Annotated in this window: 17 protein-coding genes and 1 tRNA gene; 8 read left to right on the top strand and 10 right to left on the bottom strand. The window is 61.1% G+C overall.

Annotation, left to right across the window (positions count from 1 at the left end; all coding sequences use genetic code 11):
- Window positions 1-62 precede the first annotated feature (62 nt).
- The 8 genes from rpmB (at window position 63) to ACYU70_RS14600 (ending at window position 5,536) form a co-directional block, all read left to right on the top strand.
- Window positions 63-302, top strand: a complete 240-nt coding sequence (rpmB, locus tag ACYU70_RS14635; RefSeq protein WP_044003635.1) for a 50S ribosomal protein L28 — start codon at window positions 63-65, stop codon at window positions 300-302.
- A 171-nt stretch (window positions 303-473) separates the two neighbouring features.
- The gene (locus ACYU70_RS14630; RefSeq protein ID WP_342298190.1) at window positions 474-2,174 is read left to right on the top strand and encodes an aminopeptidase P N-terminal domain-containing protein; all 1,701 of its coding nucleotides are present in this window, start codon (window positions 474-476) and stop codon (window positions 2,172-2,174) included.
- A gap of 259 nt (window positions 2,175-2,433) precedes the next feature.
- Window positions 2,434-2,616 (top strand): 50S ribosomal protein L33, encoded by a 183-nt coding sequence (rpmG, locus tag ACYU70_RS14625; protein WP_168674975.1) that lies wholly within the window; start codon window positions 2,434-2,436, stop codon window positions 2,614-2,616.
- Between the two features lie 8 nt (window positions 2,617-2,624).
- Window positions 2,625-2,789, top strand: a complete 165-nt coding sequence (locus tag ACYU70_RS14620; protein ID WP_210514038.1) for a DUF4295 domain-containing protein — start codon at window positions 2,625-2,627, stop codon at window positions 2,787-2,789.
- Window positions 2,790-2,891: 102 nt separating this feature from the next.
- Window positions 2,892-3,863, top strand: a complete 972-nt coding sequence (gene ftsY, locus ACYU70_RS14615; protein ID WP_342298189.1) for a signal recognition particle-docking protein FtsY — start codon at window positions 2,892-2,894, stop codon at window positions 3,861-3,863.
- Window positions 3,864-3,955: 92 nt separating this feature from the next.
- The gene (locus tag ACYU70_RS14610) at window positions 3,956-4,402 is read left to right on the top strand and encodes a hypothetical protein (protein ID WP_342298187.1); all 447 of its coding nucleotides are present in this window, start codon (window positions 3,956-3,958) and stop codon (window positions 4,400-4,402) included.
- A 111-nt stretch (window positions 4,403-4,513) separates the two neighbouring features.
- Window positions 4,514-4,590, top strand: a tRNA-Asn gene (locus tag ACYU70_RS14605).
- Between the two features lie 232 nt (window positions 4,591-4,822).
- On the top strand, window positions 4,823-5,536 hold the full coding sequence (locus tag ACYU70_RS14600; protein ID WP_342298185.1) for a GAF domain-containing protein: 714 nt from the start codon (window positions 4,823-4,825) through the stop codon (window positions 5,534-5,536).
- A gap of 95 nt (window positions 5,537-5,631) precedes the next feature.
- On the opposite strand, the gene ACYU70_RS14595 is transcribed toward ACYU70_RS14600, so the two are convergent.
- From ACYU70_RS14595 to ACYU70_RS14550, 10 genes are all read right to left on the bottom strand, one after another.
- Window positions 5,632-6,507: a DNA/RNA non-specific endonuclease gene (locus tag ACYU70_RS14595; RefSeq protein ID WP_342298183.1), complete on the bottom strand. Its 876-nt coding sequence runs from the start codon at window positions 6,505-6,507 to the stop codon at window positions 5,632-5,634.
- 111 nt (window positions 6,508-6,618) lie between these two features.
- Window positions 6,619-7,959 (bottom strand): MFS transporter, encoded by a 1,341-nt coding sequence (locus tag ACYU70_RS14590; protein WP_342298181.1) that lies wholly within the window; start codon window positions 7,957-7,959, stop codon window positions 6,619-6,621.
- Between the two features lie 74 nt (window positions 7,960-8,033).
- Entirely contained in the window at window positions 8,034-8,438 is a 405-nt protein-coding gene (locus tag ACYU70_RS14585; protein WP_342298179.1) for a DUF6691 family protein, read from the bottom strand.
- Between the two features lie 9 nt (window positions 8,439-8,447).
- Complete coding sequence (locus ACYU70_RS14580; protein WP_342298177.1) at window positions 8,448-9,008, bottom strand: YeeE/YedE family protein; 561 nt, start codon at window positions 9,006-9,008, stop codon at window positions 8,448-8,450.
- A gap of 39 nt (window positions 9,009-9,047) precedes the next feature.
- Window positions 9,048-9,383, bottom strand: a complete 336-nt coding sequence (locus tag ACYU70_RS14575) for a rhodanese-like domain-containing protein (protein ID WP_342298175.1) — start codon at window positions 9,381-9,383, stop codon at window positions 9,048-9,050.
- A 54-nt stretch (window positions 9,384-9,437) separates the two neighbouring features.
- Window positions 9,438-10,793 carry a rhodanese-like domain-containing protein gene (locus tag ACYU70_RS14570; RefSeq protein WP_342298174.1) on the bottom strand — a complete coding sequence of 452 codons (1,356 nt, stop codon included), beginning with the start codon at window positions 10,791-10,793 and terminating at the stop codon, window positions 9,438-9,440.
- A gap of 59 nt (window positions 10,794-10,852) precedes the next feature.
- Complete coding sequence (locus ACYU70_RS14565) at window positions 10,853-11,671, bottom strand: sulfite exporter TauE/SafE family protein (RefSeq protein ID WP_342298173.1); 819 nt, start codon at window positions 11,669-11,671, stop codon at window positions 10,853-10,855.
- Window positions 11,672-11,738: 67 nt separating this feature from the next.
- Entirely contained in the window at window positions 11,739-12,059 is a 321-nt protein-coding gene (locus tag ACYU70_RS14560) for an ArsR/SmtB family transcription factor (protein WP_342298171.1), read from the bottom strand.
- A gap of 181 nt (window positions 12,060-12,240) precedes the next feature.
- The gene (locus tag ACYU70_RS14555) at window positions 12,241-13,173 is read right to left on the bottom strand and encodes an NAD-dependent epimerase/dehydratase family protein (RefSeq protein ID WP_342298169.1); all 933 of its coding nucleotides are present in this window, start codon (window positions 13,171-13,173) and stop codon (window positions 12,241-12,243) included.
- Between the two features lie 8 nt (window positions 13,174-13,181).
- Complete coding sequence (locus ACYU70_RS14550; protein ID WP_342298167.1) at window positions 13,182-14,348, bottom strand: DegT/DnrJ/EryC1/StrS family aminotransferase; 1,167 nt, start codon at window positions 14,346-14,348, stop codon at window positions 13,182-13,184.
- Window positions 14,349-14,547 lie beyond the last annotated feature (199 nt).

Here is a 14,547-nt window from a genome sequence, read left to right as displayed (position 1 = left end):
GACTTTTGCCGATATTTGCGGCCCGTTTCCCTGCTTTGTAAATAATTTAACCCTCCGATATCATGGCCCGTGTTTGTGATTTGACCGGCAAGCGTACCCGCGTTGGTAACAACGTTTCGCACGCTAACAACAAGACTAAGCGCAAGTTCTATCCGAACCTGCAGAAAAAGCGCTTCTACATCCCCGAGCAGGATGCTTGGGTGACCCTGAAAGTTGCTACCTCCACCATCCGCACCATCAACAAGAACGGCATCATGTCGGTCCTGAAGAAGGCCAAGGAGCAGGGCTTCATCGTTTACTAGTAATAGTGATGTTGCGGCGGGTAGTTGGCTGAAATAGCCGGCTTTTCGCTTCAAATTTTCAAAGCCAGCGCCGATACGCTTGCCTTTCGAGGCAACTGTATCGGCGCTGGCTTTGTCTGTTGGCGGCTACCTTGGCTGGTAGTCTGATTGTTCGTCCAAACCCTGACGCTTATGCTGCTCCGGTTCTCTTCCCGTTTCCTGTTGCCCCGGCCGTGGCCACAAGCTTCTTCCGTGGTTTTTGCCGGTTTGCTGGGGCTGCTAAGCTTTACAGCCACGGCCCAGGCCCCCACGTCCATCCCCGAGCCGCTGACCAACAATCCGGCCCCCGCCCGGCCCACCGATTTCCTCTCGCCCGCCTTCCACAAGCAGCGGCGCGAGCTGCTGCGGGCCCAAATGCCGTCCAATAGCGTGGCCGTAGTGTTCGCCGCGCCCGTCCGCAACCGGGCCAACGATGTGGACTACATCTACCACCAAAACCCCGATTTCCACTACCTCACCGGCTACGAAGAGCCCGATGCCGTGCTGCTCCTCTTCAAGGAGCCGCGCACCGTGGGCGGCCAGCCCGGCGTGACGGAAGCCCTCTTCACCCAACCCCGCGACCCCGCCCGCGAGTCCTGGACCGGCCGCCGCCTGGGCGCTGCCGGTGCTAAAGGCCAACTGGCCCTGCAATACGCCGCCGACAACAAAGACTTTTCCGCCGCCGGCATCAAGTGGACCGATTTTGATAAAATCCTGGTCCCCGGCCTGCCTGCCGATACCCGCGACGACTTCTCCAACCCGGCCGATTTACACAGCCTCGTGGCGACTTTCCGCCAGCAAGCCGCTGTGCCCGCCGATTACAACCCAGCCGTTACCGAGTTCAACAACCTCATCCGCCGCAACGGCATCCGCAACGCCAGGCGCGTGACCGAATACCTGAGCAGTCAGGTGAAAGAAACGCCCGCGCTCGGCACCACGCCGCTCATCCGCGCCTACCTGGCCGCCACCACCGATGCCGCCCGCCAAGCCGCCATCGACGCCAACCCGCCCGGCCGCTTCGACGATGCCACATTGGGCGAAAAACTCGGCGACCTGCGCGCAATCAAAACCCCCGAGGAACTGGCCTTGCTGCGCCGCGCCATCCGCATCAGCGCCCAGGGCCAGCGCGAAGTGATGAAGCTGCTGCGCCCCGACATGGGCGAAATGGACGTGCAGGGCCTGCACGAATACGTGTACCGCCGCTACGGGGCCGAGTTCCAGGGCTACCCCAGCATCGTGGGCGGCGGGGCCAACGGCTGCATCCTGCACTACGAAACCAACGACCGCCAGCGCCTCGACAACGACCTCGTGCTCATGGACTGCGGGGCCGAATACCACGGCTATTCCGCCGACGTCACCCGCACCGCGCCGCCTTCCGGCACCTTCAGCCCCGCCCAACGCCAGATTTACGAGCTGGTGCTGGCCGCCCAGGAAGCCGGTTTTGCCGCCTGCCGCCCCGGTGCCAACTTCGACGCGCCCAACAAAGCCACGCAAGAGGTAGTAGCCGCCGGCCTCCAAAAGCTCGGCATCATCAAAAAGAAGGAAGAATTCCGCAAATACTACCCCCACGGAGCCAGCCACTACCTCGGCCTCGACGTGCACGACAGCGGCAGCTACGGCCCGCTGCAAGCCGGCAACGTCATAACCGTGGAGCCCGGCATCTACATCCCCGCCGGCTCGCCCTGCGACCCCAAGTGGTGGAACATCGGCGTCCGCATCGAAGACGATGCCCTGATTACCGCCACTGGCTACGAAAATTTGTCGGCCGAAGCGCCCCGTACCGTGGCCGATATCGAGAAGCTAATGGCCGAACCCAGCGCCCTGGAAGGCTTTAAACTGCCGGATTTGAAGTAGTTGGCAATCCGTCGGACTCCGCATTTTATTGAACGTCATGCAGAGCGCAGCGAAGCATCTTTACCGTAGTTACTAATCCTTTCGATGGGATTTACTACTGCGGTAAAGATGCTTCGCTGCGCTCTGCATGACGTTCTTCAGCAATCATTTCTCCCGTTCTGCTTCTCCAACTGAAAGTTGCGGCTCAGTCCTTTGCTGTTTCCAAAAATCCCCGTACCTTTGCAGTCCTAAATTTTAAAACACATACACCCCCGTCGAGATGGCCAAGAAAGGAAACCGGGTGCAGGTTATCATGGAGTGCACCGAGCATAAAACCTCGGGCCTGCCGGGCACCTCGCGCTACATCACCACCAAGAACCGCAAGAACACCCCTGAGCGCATCGAGCTGAAGAAATTCAACCCGATTATGCGGAAAATGACCGTTCACAAGGAAATTAAATAACCTGAACAATGGCTAAGAAAGTAGTAGCAACGCTGAAAACCGTTGAGAACGCCAAGAACTGGGCGAAAGTAATTCGTGCCGTTAAATCGGAGAAAACCGGTGCTTACACCTTCCGCGAGGAAATGGTGCTGCTCGACAAAGTGCAGGAGTACCTGGCTACCGGCAACAAATAGTTGCCCGCCGGCTTCGGCTTTGTAAAAGTTTAAAAAGTCCCACCTTCGTGGGACTTTTTGCGTGTAGGGGTATTTCCCCGCCCCATTATCCTCCCTCCCCTCATGGGCCTCTTCGATTTTTTTAAAAAGGACAAGGAAACTCCTGCCCAGCAAGCCTCGCTCGATGCCGGCCTGGAAAAGACCAAAACCAACTTTTTTGACCAGCTGAGCAAGGCCGTGGTGGGCAAAAGCACCGTGGACGAGTCGGTGCTCGACGACCTGGAAACCCTGCTCGTGCACGCCGATGTGGGCATCGAAACCACGGTGAAGGTCATCGACCGTATCGAGGCCCGCGTGGCCCGCGACAAGTACGTGAGCACCGGCGAACTCGACCGCATCCTGCGCGAGGAAATAGTGGGCCTGCTGGAGGATAATAAGTCCGGCTCCACGGCTGTGCTGGACCGCGCTGGCAGCACCGGCCAGCCCTTCGTCATCATGGTGGTGGGCGTGAACGGCGTGGGCAAGACCACGACCATCGGCAAGCTGGCCCACCGCTTCCACTCCGCCGGCAAAAAGGTGGTGCTGGGCGCAGCCGATACCTTCCGCGCTGCGGCCGTCGACCAACTCATCATCTGGGGCCAACGCGTGGGTGTGCCCGTGGTGAGCCACGGCATGAACACCGACCCCGCTGCCGTAGCTTTCGATGCCGTGCAAAAAGGCGTGGAAATGGGGGCCGACGTCATCATCATCGACACCGCCGGCCGCCTGCACAACAAGGTGAACCTGATGAACGAGCTGAGCAAAATCAAGCGCGTAATGCAAAAGATGATTCCTGATGCCCCGCACGAAGTACTACTGGTGCTGGACGGCAGCACCGGCCAGAATGCCTTCCTACAAGCCAAGGAGTTCACCAAAGCCACCGAAGTCACGGCCCTGGCCATCACCAAGCTCGACGGCACGGCGCGCGGCGGCGTGGTCATCGGCATCTCGGACCAGTTCAGCATCCCGGTGCGCTACATCGGGGTAGGGGAGAAGATGACTGACTTGCAATTGTTCGACCGCCACACGTTCGTCAATTCGCTGTTTAAGAAATAAGCGCGTCCGGTTTGCGTTGGTGGCGAGCGGGGCGCCGGGAATTTTGTGTCCCCGCAAACGCTTAGTGAGCCACGCATCTATTCCAACCCACTATGCAGCGCCTCCCGCTATTCCTCACATTGTGCTTGCTGCTGGGTGTTGCAGCGTGCGGCTCCAAAAACGACGACCAGCCACTCATTCCCTATGCTCCGGTTAACCTGAGCTTGGTGCTCACCAACCAGGAGTACGTGAACCTACGCGCCAACAACGGTGCAGTGACGTTGCCCGTGAAAGGCCCGGCCGGCACCGGTGGCGTGAAGGGCGTAATCGTGGTGCGCCAAAATGCTAGTACGTATCTGGCCTTCGAGCGCAACTGCCCTTACCGCCCGTACGATGCCTGCGCCACGGTCAGCTTAGACCGGTCACGGCTCTTTATGCGTGATTCGTGCTGCAATTCACAATTTGATTTGCAGGGCCAAATAACGGGCGGCCCCACGCCCCGGCCACTTAAACAGTACAGTACCAGTCTGCAAGGCAATATTCTCAGCATTACGAATTAAGCGGCCGCAGATTTTTTTGAAAAAAAACGGATTGAAGCTTGTGTATCTTCAAAAGCCCGTTGTAGATTTGCACTCCGAAACAACAGCAACCGGGTTTCGGACTAGAAAAAAGCTTCCTTAGCTCAGCCGGTTAGAGCATCTGACTGTTAATCAGAGGGTCCCTGGTTCGAGCCCAGGAGGGAGCGCCAATACCGAGAATGCCCGCCCTAACCGGCGGGCATTTTTGCGTCTAAGCTCAGCTTAGGGTGTGTTTTTAATTCAGCCCAACGGCTATTGAAGGCTATAGCATCACAGATGGGGAATTGGAAGGAACAAAGACGAACTGCCCATTAAAGCATAGAACCAACGTCCGTTTTTACTCTTGGCGCGCTACCGGGCTGCGGGGCTTATGTTTGTAGCCTTTCCCTACGCCCTGTGCCCATGCCCGCCACTCCTCCCTCTTTGTTGCCCGCCGACGAACCCGAGCGGCTGCAAAGCATCCGTGCCTACGATGTGCTGCCGACCCTCGCCGAGCCGTTGTTTGATGAGTTCGTGGCCCTCACCGCGCAGGTATTCAGCCTGCCCATCTCCCTCATTGCCCTGGTGGAGGAAGACGACGTGTATTACCCCGCCAACCACGGCATGCCCGGCAACGACCAGCAGCCCCGCGTCGAAGCGCTGTGTTCCAGCGCCATCCAGCAGGCCCGCGCGGTGGTGTATCACGACCTGGTGCTCGAAAGCAGCGCGACCATCACGCCCGAAGCCGCCCGCGCCGCCCAAGACAACGAGCTACGCTTCTACGCCGGAGCCCCATTGCGCCTGCCCGACCAGCGCCTGCTCGGCACCCTCTGCATCATCGACCGCCAGCCGCGCACCTTCAGCGCCGATGAGCAACAGGTGCTCGACCACTTGGCGGCCGTGGTCAGCCAGACCATTGCCGTGCGGCACGCCTGCCTGGCCCAGCCGCCCGGTGGTGCCGGGGAGTGGGAGCGGCTACGCACTCAGCTTCAGGAAGAGCTCCGCGAACTCACGGCGTTGGTGCGCTACCTTTTCACCCGCCACGGGGTGCAAATCCCCGTGCCTGCCGACCTGCTGACCCAAGTAGAGCGCCGCCTGTTCGACTTGCAGCGCTTGCTAAATGAGCCGCCGCGTTAGCCGTTTTTCTTAGGTTTTTGCTCCTCGAAACCAAAACGAGCGGACCATCTGGCCCGCTCGTTTTGGTTTTGGAAGTCGAAATAAAAAAGCTCCCCTCAGTTAGTGGGGCCGGTGTCGATGCGCGCTTCAATGACCTGCTGAATGGCCGTGGGCACGGCCGAAAGCAGGTCGAGACCGGTAGCGGTTTCGATGGCGTCGACGCTAGTGCGGTAGCTGCCCCAGGTTGTGCTGATGGAGTTATCGTTGGGCGTATCGATGGCGATAACGCGGGTGCTGGTGCTGACGCGGGCCGCGTCGTTGGTGCCGGTGGGAAGGACCACGACGACTTTCCAGCAGCGGGCCGGCACCGTCACGCGGCCCTGGTCGAGGGAGGTGGCGTAGCCGTTGGTGCCCGTGCCGCCGCGCCCGTAGCTTCCGCAGATGATGTAGACTTCGTTGTCGGTACCGAGCAAGGTGCGGGAGTAGTCCTCCAGGTTGGCCCAGGTCTGCTGGTTGTTGCGCGGGGCCTGGGGCATCATGTTGGTCATGAGGAAGGTGGCCGAGTTGTCGGCCACGGAGCTGGTGCGGTCGGCGCTGGGGCAGTTGTGGCCGCGGTCGAAGCCCGAGCCGGTGTAGCTGGTGGCCTGCACCTGGTACCAGCCGGTAGGCAGGGTATCATCGGCACGGAAGTCGTCCTGCCGGGCGGCGCTGCCGCGCCAGTCGGCGCTCAGGTGCCAGCTCACCCAGTTGGGAATGCCCCGGTCGCGGTGGTAGCTGAGGGCATATTGGGGTTTCATCAGCAGGTAGTTGGTGGGCTGCGCGAGGTCGGTGGTGGCCCCGCTGGGATTGCCGAGGGTGAGGTGCTCAGGCAGGTTTTGGGCCGTAGCGCCGGGGCCGGTGGGCGCGGGGGCTACGGTTTCGCGCTGGCAGGCAGCCAGCAGGAGGGATAAGGCGAGTATCGGAAAACGGAAATGCCGAAAGGTGTTTTGCATAGGCTAATTAAGAAGCAATGGCCCTTACTACGTGGATGCGGGGCAAAAAAGTCCCCGCCTCAGCCAATTCAAGCTGCTTCAATGGATTAGGTTGGTTGAGGGCATTGGCCGTCAGGCCGAAAGGTTCAGGCCGCATCTTCCTGGCACCGATACGGCCGCAGAAGCACTAGCCATTCGCCAGCGCGTATGGGACCGCACCGGCGCGGGCCGGGCGCAGGTGCCCGTAGCGCCCGGTGCCGTAGCTAGTGGCAGGCAGTACATCCGCCGCTGGATGATGAGTGCCGACAGCACCGTGAGCCCGCCAATAGCGGCCAGCGCCGCCCTCAAGCCAAAAGCATCGGCCAGCAGGCCGGTGAGCAGTGCCCCGATGGCGTAGCCCGCGTCGCGCCAGAAGCGGAAGATGCCCACGCTACGCGCCCGTTGCGGAGCCGGCGCATACTCGGCCACGGCGGCCAGAAATGTGGGGTACACCAGCGCCGTGCCCGCGCCCAACAGCGCCGCCAGCAGCAGGAATACCGGGTAGGCATTGGTGAAGAGCATGGCCAGCAGCACCGCGCCTTGCAGCAGCATACCCCAAAAGAGCAGGTCTTTCTTGCAGAGCCGGTCGGCAAGCGGGCCGGTGAGCAGCTGGCCCAAGCCCCACACGGCCGGGTACACCGCCGCCACCGTGCCAATCTGCGTCAGCGAAAAGCCTTTGCTGGCCAGCAGCATCGGCAGCAGGCCCCACACCATACCGTCGTTGAGGTTATTCACCAGCCCGGCCTGCGTCACGGAACCTAGATTCGGGTGCCGCCACGTTACGTCCCAGAACGAAAGCGGCGGGCTGGCCGGCGTGGACGGGGCCAGGGCGGCTTCCAGAGCGGCGTGGGGACGCGTGTCGCGCACCAGCAGCGAACCCAGCAGCCCCAACACCGTCAGCCCAATGCCGAGGTAGAAAGGGTAGGGCCGCAAGCCGTATTCGGTGGCCAGCCAGCCCGAGGCGAAGGCCGTGGCCGCCACGGCCAGGTAGCCCGCCGACTCATTCAGGCCCATGGCCAGGCCGCGTTGCTTGGGGCCCACCAAGTCAATTTTCATCACCACCGTGCTCGACCAGGCCAGCCCTTGGTTGAGGCCCAGCAGCACGTTGGCGAAGATAACCCAGCCCCAGCCCGGCGCCCAAAGCAGCAGCAGCGGCACGGGCAGCCCGAAGAGCCAGCCAATGACCAGCAGGTTTTTGCGCCCAATCGTATTAGCCCAGGCCCCGGCGTAGTAGTTAGCCACAGCCTTGGTGAGGCCAAAAACGACGATGAACGAGAGAATGGCCGAGCGCGCCACCAGGTGGAACTCCTGCTCGGCCAGCCGGGGCAGGATGCTGCGCTCCAGCCCCACCATGCCGCCCACAAAGGCGTTGACGAGCACCAGCAGGCCAAACTGCCGCCAGTTTTCGCGCAAACCGAGCTGCGGAGTATTCATCCGGAAGACGAGTTTTGATTTTCAGATGGTTTTGCGACCAAGTCAGGGTACTTCTGCCGCACTTTCAGCTTCGCTCAATGGGGCAGCTTTTCGCGCAGGGCGCTGTAGGTCCAGGTGCCGGCCAGGGCAGCTATAATCATTGCCGCCGCCGCACCCACGCCGCTGCCCAGCTGCGCAAACAGCGGGCCGGGGCAGGCCCCGGTGATGGCCCAGCCCAGCCCAAAAATGAAGCCGCCAATCCAGACGCCGTGGTTGAACTGCTTGTCGGCGATGACGATGGGCTCGCCGCTGAGGCTTTTGAGGCGGTTGCGCTTGATAATCTGAATCGAAACCAGCCCCACCACAATGGCCGAGCCGATAACGCCGTACATGTGAAACGCCTGGAACCGGAACATTTCCTGAATCCGAAACCAGCTGATGACCTCGCTTTTGGTAAGAATAATGCCGAACAGCGTGCCCAGCACCAGGAAGTATTTCATCACAACGCATTAAAACAGCAGCGGATAAATCAGCCAGGTCATCACCAGGCCACCGGCAAAGAAGCCGACCACTGCCACCAACGAAACCCACTGCAGATTCGAAAGGCCCGAAATGGCGTGGCCCGAGGTGCAACCACCCGCATAGCGCGTGCCGAACCCTACCAGAAAGCCGCCCAGCATCATAAACACCCAGCCCTTCCAGTTGCCCAGGTTTTCGAGGGCGAACAGCTCGCGCGGGAGCAGGCCGGTGAAGTCGGTGAGGTGCATTTGCGCCTTCAGGTCCCGCACGGTTTCGGCCGAGATGGCCACTGCCGCCGGGTGGCCCATCAGCCGGTAGCCGATGAAGCCGCCCAGCGCAATGCCAAGCACAAACACCAGGTTCCAGCTTTCGGCCCGCCAGTTGTAGTTCAAAAACGGGATGCCCGCCGGCACACAAGCGGCACAGATGTGCCGCAGCGACGAGCTGATGCCCAATGCTTTATTGCCCGCGAGGAGCAGCGCCGGCACCGTCAGCCCAATGAGCGGCCCGGCCACGTACCAGGGCCAGGGCTTTTGCAAAAGTTCAAGCATGAATCAATGAAATCAACCCAAAAAAGAAGCGCATGCAAACTAGCGCGTCACCGGGAATGGCCAGTCGAGCATACCGCCAGCCAGGTTGAAAACCTGCCCAAAGCCCGCCGCTTTCAGCTGCTTGGCGGCCGTGGCCGAGCGCGCCCCGCTGCGGCAGTACACGTAGGTGGGTCGGGTAGAATCGAGGTTGGCCACGCGCTGGGCAAAGTCCGGGCTGGTCACTTCGATGTGGCGTGCCCCGCGCAGGTGTCCCTGGGCAAACTCCTCGCGGCGGCGCACGTCCAGCAGCACGGCGCGGCCATCCTGCAGGCCTTCGGCAAACTGTTCGGACGAGAGGTTTTTATAAGTGGAATCGGTTTTTGATACTTCGAACATGATGGTAATTATTTGAAAATGAATGCTAAAATCTGAATTGTGGTTAAGGTACGGCTAATGCGCCGCGCCGGCCATTTGGAACGACTTTACGGCCTCGCCCAAATCGAATACCCGCGCGCCGGGTAGGGCCGCTGCCACCACGCTGCTGCCCGCCGCCGAGCGGTAGCCACCCGCGCAATGCACCAGCACGGGCTTATCGGTCGGGATTTCGTGGGCTCGCTCACGCAGCTCCGGCAGCGGAATACTGAGGGAGCCTTCGAAAATTGGTTCGTCGCGGTGCTCCGTCGCGCTGCGGATATCCACGATGGTGTACTGCTCCGGGTGCTGGCGGAACTGCGCCACATCCAGCGTCAGCAGCGTGGCATCGGTAGCCGGGGTGCCCACCAGCGCGCCCTTAATCAGCGGCTCGTAGCCGATTTTGGCGGTTTTCTGAATCAGGTTTTCCAGCGTCGCCGCGTCGGCCGCCACCAGGTAGAACGGCTCGGCCGGGCCCACTACGGAGCCCAGCCACGTTTCAAACTTGCCCCCCTGCTGAATATTGATGGCCCCGGTGAAGTGGCCTTTTTTGAACTCGGCTTCGGGACGCGCATCCACCACCAACGCGCTGGCTTCCAATTTGGTGCCGGTGGCCAGGCGCGGTACCCGCTCCACGCTGGGGGCGTAGGCGGCCGCGCCGGCTTTGTTCAGGGCCACGTCGTAGCCGAAATATTTCGGGATGAAGGGCTGGTCAGCCAGCAGTTCTTTGATGAAATCGGCCTCGCTCATTGGGCGCAGGGCGTAGTTGCCGGCTTTTTCGGCCCCGATGGTGCTGCTGTTGGCTCCGCTCAGGGCCTTGCCGCAGAGCGAGCCCGCGCCGTGCGCCGGGTACACCAGCACGGCATCGGCCAGCGGCATCAGCTTCTCGCGCAGCGAGTGGTACATCTGGCGGGCCAGCTCCTCGCGCTTGGCGGTCAGGTTGCCGGCATTTTCGCGCAGGTCGGGCCGGCCCACATCACCAATAAACAGGGTATCGCCGGTGAACACGGCTACATCCTGCCCCGCGCGGCTGAGCACGATGCTGATGGAATCGGGCGAATGGCCGGGCGTATTCAAGGCGCGGAAGGTGAGCTGGCCAATGGTGAAGGAATCGCCGTCATCAAATCCCTCGTGGGCATAATCAGCCCCCAGCAGCTGGCTCACGCGGATGGTGGCGCCGGTGTGCTGCGCAATTTCCAGGTGCGACGACACGAAATCGGCGTGCGGGTGGGTTTCGATAACGCTGACAATCCGGGCGTCGTGGGCCTGCGCGTAGTCGTAGTATTGCTGCGGGTTGCGTGACGGGTCGATGAGGACGATTTCGCGGGCACTCTCGCTCAGAATGGCGTAGGAAAAATGGGCCAGGCCCTTGTCTTCAAACTGTTCGATTTTCATAGCAAGCAACAGAAAAAGCGGGTGAGAGAGTAGGGAGGAATCAGGTGAAAAACCAGCCCTTAGACGTGGTGAAAAAGCAGCTCTTTAGTCAGAATAAACGTGCCCATGGCCAGCGTGAACCAGCCAAACGCCGGCTTCAGCCGGCCCCCCGGAATGAAGCGCGCCAAATAGGTGCCCAGCACGATTCCGCCCAACGCAAAAGCCAGAAACCCCAGCAGAAATGGCCAAGCCACGGCCGTGCCCGCGCTCAAATCCCCCACGAAGCCGATAAGCGAATTCAGCGCGATGATGGCCAGCGAAGTGCCCACGGCCAGTTTCATGGGCAGGCGTGCGCCCAGCACCAGCGCCGGAATAATGAGGAAGCCGCCCCCCGCGCCCACAAACCCCGTGAGCGTGCCCACCACCAGCCCAATGCCGAGAATGAGCGGGTAATTAAACGCGTGCCGGTGGTGCAGTTCCTCGTCCAGCACCACTTCGGCCTGCCGGCTGCGAATCATCGACGCGGCCGCCGCCACCATCAGCCCCGCAAAAGCCACCAGCACCAGCAAGTCCTTGGTGAAAACAATGCCCCCGATGCTGAAAAGCTCGTGCGGAATGGCCGGCATGAGCACCTTGCGCACCGCAAACACCGCTAGCAACGAAGGAATCAGGAAGACCACGGCCGTTTTCAGCGACACCAGACCTTTGCGGAAGTAGCCCGAGGCCCCCACCACCGCCGTGCTGCCCACCACAAACAGCGAGTAGGCTGTGCTCAGCACCGGGCTCACGCCCATCAGGTACACCAGCACGGGCACCGTGAGGATGGAACCGCCCCCGCCCATAATGCCCAGCGAAAGCCCAATGAAAATGGCGGCGAAATAGCCGAAATAGTGTAGCATGAGGGACCGTAGACGTATGAAATTATGAATGATTGTTCATGTATTGTGCTAAAAAAACGCCTTGTCCTTATAGAAAAGTGCACGCGGCCAAGCACTGAATCACGTCGATGACTTCGCGCATTTTCAGGGCGTAGTAGATGTTTTTGCCGTCACGGGTGCTGCTGAGGATGCCTTTCAGCTTCATGCCCGAGAGGTGGTGGGAGAGGAGGCTTTGCTCCACGTTCAGCCGCTCGCTGATGTCGGAAACCGACAGGCTTTCGTGGTTGGCCAGCAGCTGCACCACGGCGATGCGCGTGGGATGCGCCGTGGTTTTGAGAATGAAGGCCACCTTTTCCATTTTCTCAACAGAGAGGTTCATGTCGACAGCAGGGGCGGCGGGAGTCATCATCGAATGCAAACTTATGAACAATTGTTCATTTATACAAGTGTTGCAATTGTTTGGTTCGCCGGTCGTTCAATATTTGTCATCCTGAGCCTGCGAAGGACCTTATCACGTCAGAACAAATTCTCCTGCCGTGGTAAGGTCCTTCGCAGGCTCAGGATGACCGAACCGCCATTTAAAAGGCAGTTCAGTACGGAAACACCGACTCGTAGTATTTGATGGTTTCGGCGATGCCGTCCTGGAAATCGGTGAAGCGGAACAGCGGGAATACCTGGCGGAATTTGGCGTTGTCCATCACCTTTTTGGGGGCACCGTCGGGCTTGCTGGCATCCCAGCGGAGCTGGCCGTGGTAACCGAACTTGGTTTGGATGATGCCCACCAGCTCGCGCACGCTCAGGCCGTCGTTCTGGGCCAGGTTGGTGGGCTGGTCGAGGCCGGGGCGGTCGGGGTTCTGGAGCACTTCCCAGACAAGGCGGGCAAAGTCGGAAGCGTAGAGCCACTCGCGGATGGGCAGGCCCGTGCCCCAAATCGAAAGCTCGGGCTGGCCCAGGTTCTCGGCTTTTACAAACTTCGAAATCAACGCGTTGAGTGCGTGAGCTTTGTTGGGGTCGGTCGAGTCGTAGGGGCCGTACATGTTGGGCGTGAGCAGGTGGATGCTGCGCACGCCGTATTGCATCTCGAAGCATTCGGCGGTGGCCCACAGCAGGCGGCGGCTGGCCCCGTAGCTCAGCACGGAGCGGTGCAGGTGGCCGTTCCACCAGCCGCTTTCCTCAAAGATGTCGGCATCGGCCGGGTAGGCGCAGTTGGCAATGGGGTTGACTACCAAGGCCTCGGGGCATTCGCGGGCCACGGCCTCATACATGCCCAGAATCATGCGCGAGTTGTCGGCAATCACGGTGGCGGCCTGCTCGGTCACGTAGTTGAGGCTGCCCACGTGGGCCGCGCAGTTCACGATGTGCGTGGGGCGGTGGGCGCGCAGAAACGCGGCCGTGGCATCGGCATCGCGCAGGTCGAGGCCGGTGCTGAGCGACGCGCCCACGTAGGCCACGCCGCGCTGGCACAGCTCGCGGGCCATGTTGCGGCCGGCAAAGCCAGTGTGGCCAAACAAAACGACTTTCATGGCCGCGCTCACCATCCTTGCTTGATTACGTCCACGATGTAGGCCACCTGCTCGGTGCTCAAAGCATCGTGCAGGGGCACGTGAATCTGGGTTTCGTCGAAGCGCCGCTGCCGGGTCAGGTCGGGGCGCTTGCCGCCGAACAAGGCGTTGTGGTCGATGCCATCGTGCACGACCGACGAGGCCACGCCCTTCGCCCGCAGCGCCCGGATGAATTCCAGCCGGTTTTCGACGTGGAAACCGAACAGCCAGTGGGCGCTTTCGCGGTCGGGCTGATGTATGAAGTGCGTGAGGCCGGGCACCTGGCGCAGGCCGTCGCGGTATTGCTGTACGCGGGCGCGCCGCGCCGTCATGCGCTCGCCAAAGCCATTGAGGTTGGCCAGCCCGAGGGCGGCAGCGTAGTCGGAAAGGTGGTACTTGTAGCCCACGTCGGTGAGGTCGTATTCGCGCTCGCCCAGTTCGTTCACCGGCGAGCTGGCCCGGTCGATGCCAAACCAGCGCCGCCGGAATACCTCGCGGGCCATTTCCGGCGAGCGGGCACACAGCGCGCCGCCATCGCCGGTGGTGAGGTGCTTGATGGCCTGAAACGAGAAGCAGGTGAAGTCCGAAATGGCCCCGATGGCCTGGCCCCGGTAGCTGGCCCCGGGGCTGTGGGCGGCGTCCTCAATCACCATCAGCCCATGCTTATCGGCAATGGCCTGAATCTCGGCCAAATCGCAGGGGTAGCCGCCCCAATGCACCGCCATAATGGCCTTGGTGTGCGGCGTGATGCGGTGCTCGATGTCGGCCGGGTCAATGTTGCCGGTTTCGTACTGGATATCGGCAAATACGGGTTTGGCCCCCACCTGCACCACCGTCAGGGCGGTGGCGATGAAGGTTTGCGGGGCTAGAATCACCTCGTCGCCGGCCCCTATGCCGGCACACTCCAGGGCCAGGTGCAGGGCGCTGGTGCCCGAGTTGAGGGCCGCCGGGTGGCGCATGCCCAGCTCGGCACTCAGCCGGGCTTCAAATTCCTGTACCAGCTTGCCCTCGCTCAAATAGGTGCTGGCCAAAACTTTGCCCACGCGCCGGGCTGCGCTGGGGTGCACAAACGTGCTGAACATGGGCAGTAGCTGGCCCGGTGCGAGGACCGGGGGCGTAGTCCCAACGAGTGGAGAGGGTATGTAAGGATTGACCATCGCAGTGAAGTGGAGAAATGTGGCTTAAATATAATAATATCTTTGGATATTCATTTGTTGTTTTTGATAATAAGTTTTTTTGAGGAAAAAATAGTGGCCTGCTGTGAATAGCGGGCCATTGGGGCGGTGCCGAACAATGCCTGGCCGAGCCCCGCAACCGGCCGGTGCCGCCGCACCTTGAGGGCATATCCTGTCCGGT

This window comes from Hymenobacter segetis (assembly GCF_054776495.1).
Note: the sequence above shows the minus strand (reverse complement) of the source record. Positions and strands in the feature narration are given on the sequence as shown.

What these genes read in the sequence shown, in the direction of transcription:
- rpmB (WP_044003635.1), top strand. Translation starts at nt 63, where the DNA reads ATGGCCCGTGTTTGTGATTTGACCGGCAAGCGTACCCGCGTTGGTAAC.
- ACYU70_RS14630 (WP_342298190.1), top strand. Translation starts at nt 474, where the DNA reads ATGCTGCTCCGGTTCTCTTCCCGTTTCCTGTTGCCCCGGCCGTGGCCA.
- rpmG (WP_168674975.1), top strand. Translation starts at nt 2,434, where the DNA reads ATGGCCAAGAAAGGAAACCGGGTGCAGGTTATCATGGAGTGCACCGAG.
- ACYU70_RS14620 (WP_210514038.1), top strand. Translation starts at nt 2,625, where the DNA reads ATGGCTAAGAAAGTAGTAGCAACGCTGAAAACCGTTGAGAACGCCAAG.
- ftsY (WP_342298189.1), top strand. Translation starts at nt 2,892, where the DNA reads ATGGGCCTCTTCGATTTTTTTAAAAAGGACAAGGAAACTCCTGCCCAG.
- ACYU70_RS14610 (WP_342298187.1), top strand. Translation starts at nt 3,956, where the DNA reads ATGCAGCGCCTCCCGCTATTCCTCACATTGTGCTTGCTGCTGGGTGTT.
- ACYU70_RS14600 (WP_342298185.1), top strand. Translation starts at nt 4,823, where the DNA reads ATGCCCGCCACTCCTCCCTCTTTGTTGCCCGCCGACGAACCCGAGCGG.
- ACYU70_RS14595 (WP_342298183.1), bottom strand. Translation starts at nt 6,507, where the DNA reads ATGCAAAACACCTTTCGGCATTTCCGTTTTCCGATACTCGCCTTATCC.
- ACYU70_RS14590 (WP_342298181.1), bottom strand. Translation starts at nt 7,959, where the DNA reads ATGAATACTCCGCAGCTCGGTTTGCGCGAAAACTGGCGGCAGTTTGGC.
- ACYU70_RS14585 (WP_342298179.1), bottom strand. Translation starts at nt 8,438, where the DNA reads ATGAAATACTTCCTGGTGCTGGGCACGCTGTTCGGCATTATTCTTACC.
- ACYU70_RS14580 (WP_342298177.1), bottom strand. Translation starts at nt 9,008, where the DNA reads ATGCTTGAACTTTTGCAAAAGCCCTGGCCCTGGTACGTGGCCGGGCCG.
- ACYU70_RS14575 (WP_342298175.1), bottom strand. Translation starts at nt 9,383, where the DNA reads ATGTTCGAAGTATCAAAAACCGATTCCACTTATAAAAACCTCTCGTCC.
- ACYU70_RS14570 (WP_342298174.1), bottom strand. Translation starts at nt 10,793, where the DNA reads ATGAAAATCGAACAGTTTGAAGACAAGGGCCTGGCCCATTTTTCCTAC.
- ACYU70_RS14565 (WP_342298173.1), bottom strand. Translation starts at nt 11,671, where the DNA reads ATGCTACACTATTTCGGCTATTTCGCCGCCATTTTCATTGGGCTTTCG.
- ACYU70_RS14560 (WP_342298171.1), bottom strand. Translation starts at nt 12,059, where the DNA reads ATGATGACTCCCGCCGCCCCTGCTGTCGACATGAACCTCTCTGTTGAG.
- ACYU70_RS14555 (WP_342298169.1), bottom strand. Translation starts at nt 13,173, where the DNA reads ATGAAAGTCGTTTTGTTTGGCCACACTGGCTTTGCCGGCCGCAACATG.
- ACYU70_RS14550 (WP_342298167.1), bottom strand. Translation starts at nt 14,348, where the DNA reads ATGGTCAATCCTTACATACCCTCTCCACTCGTTGGGACTACGCCCCCG.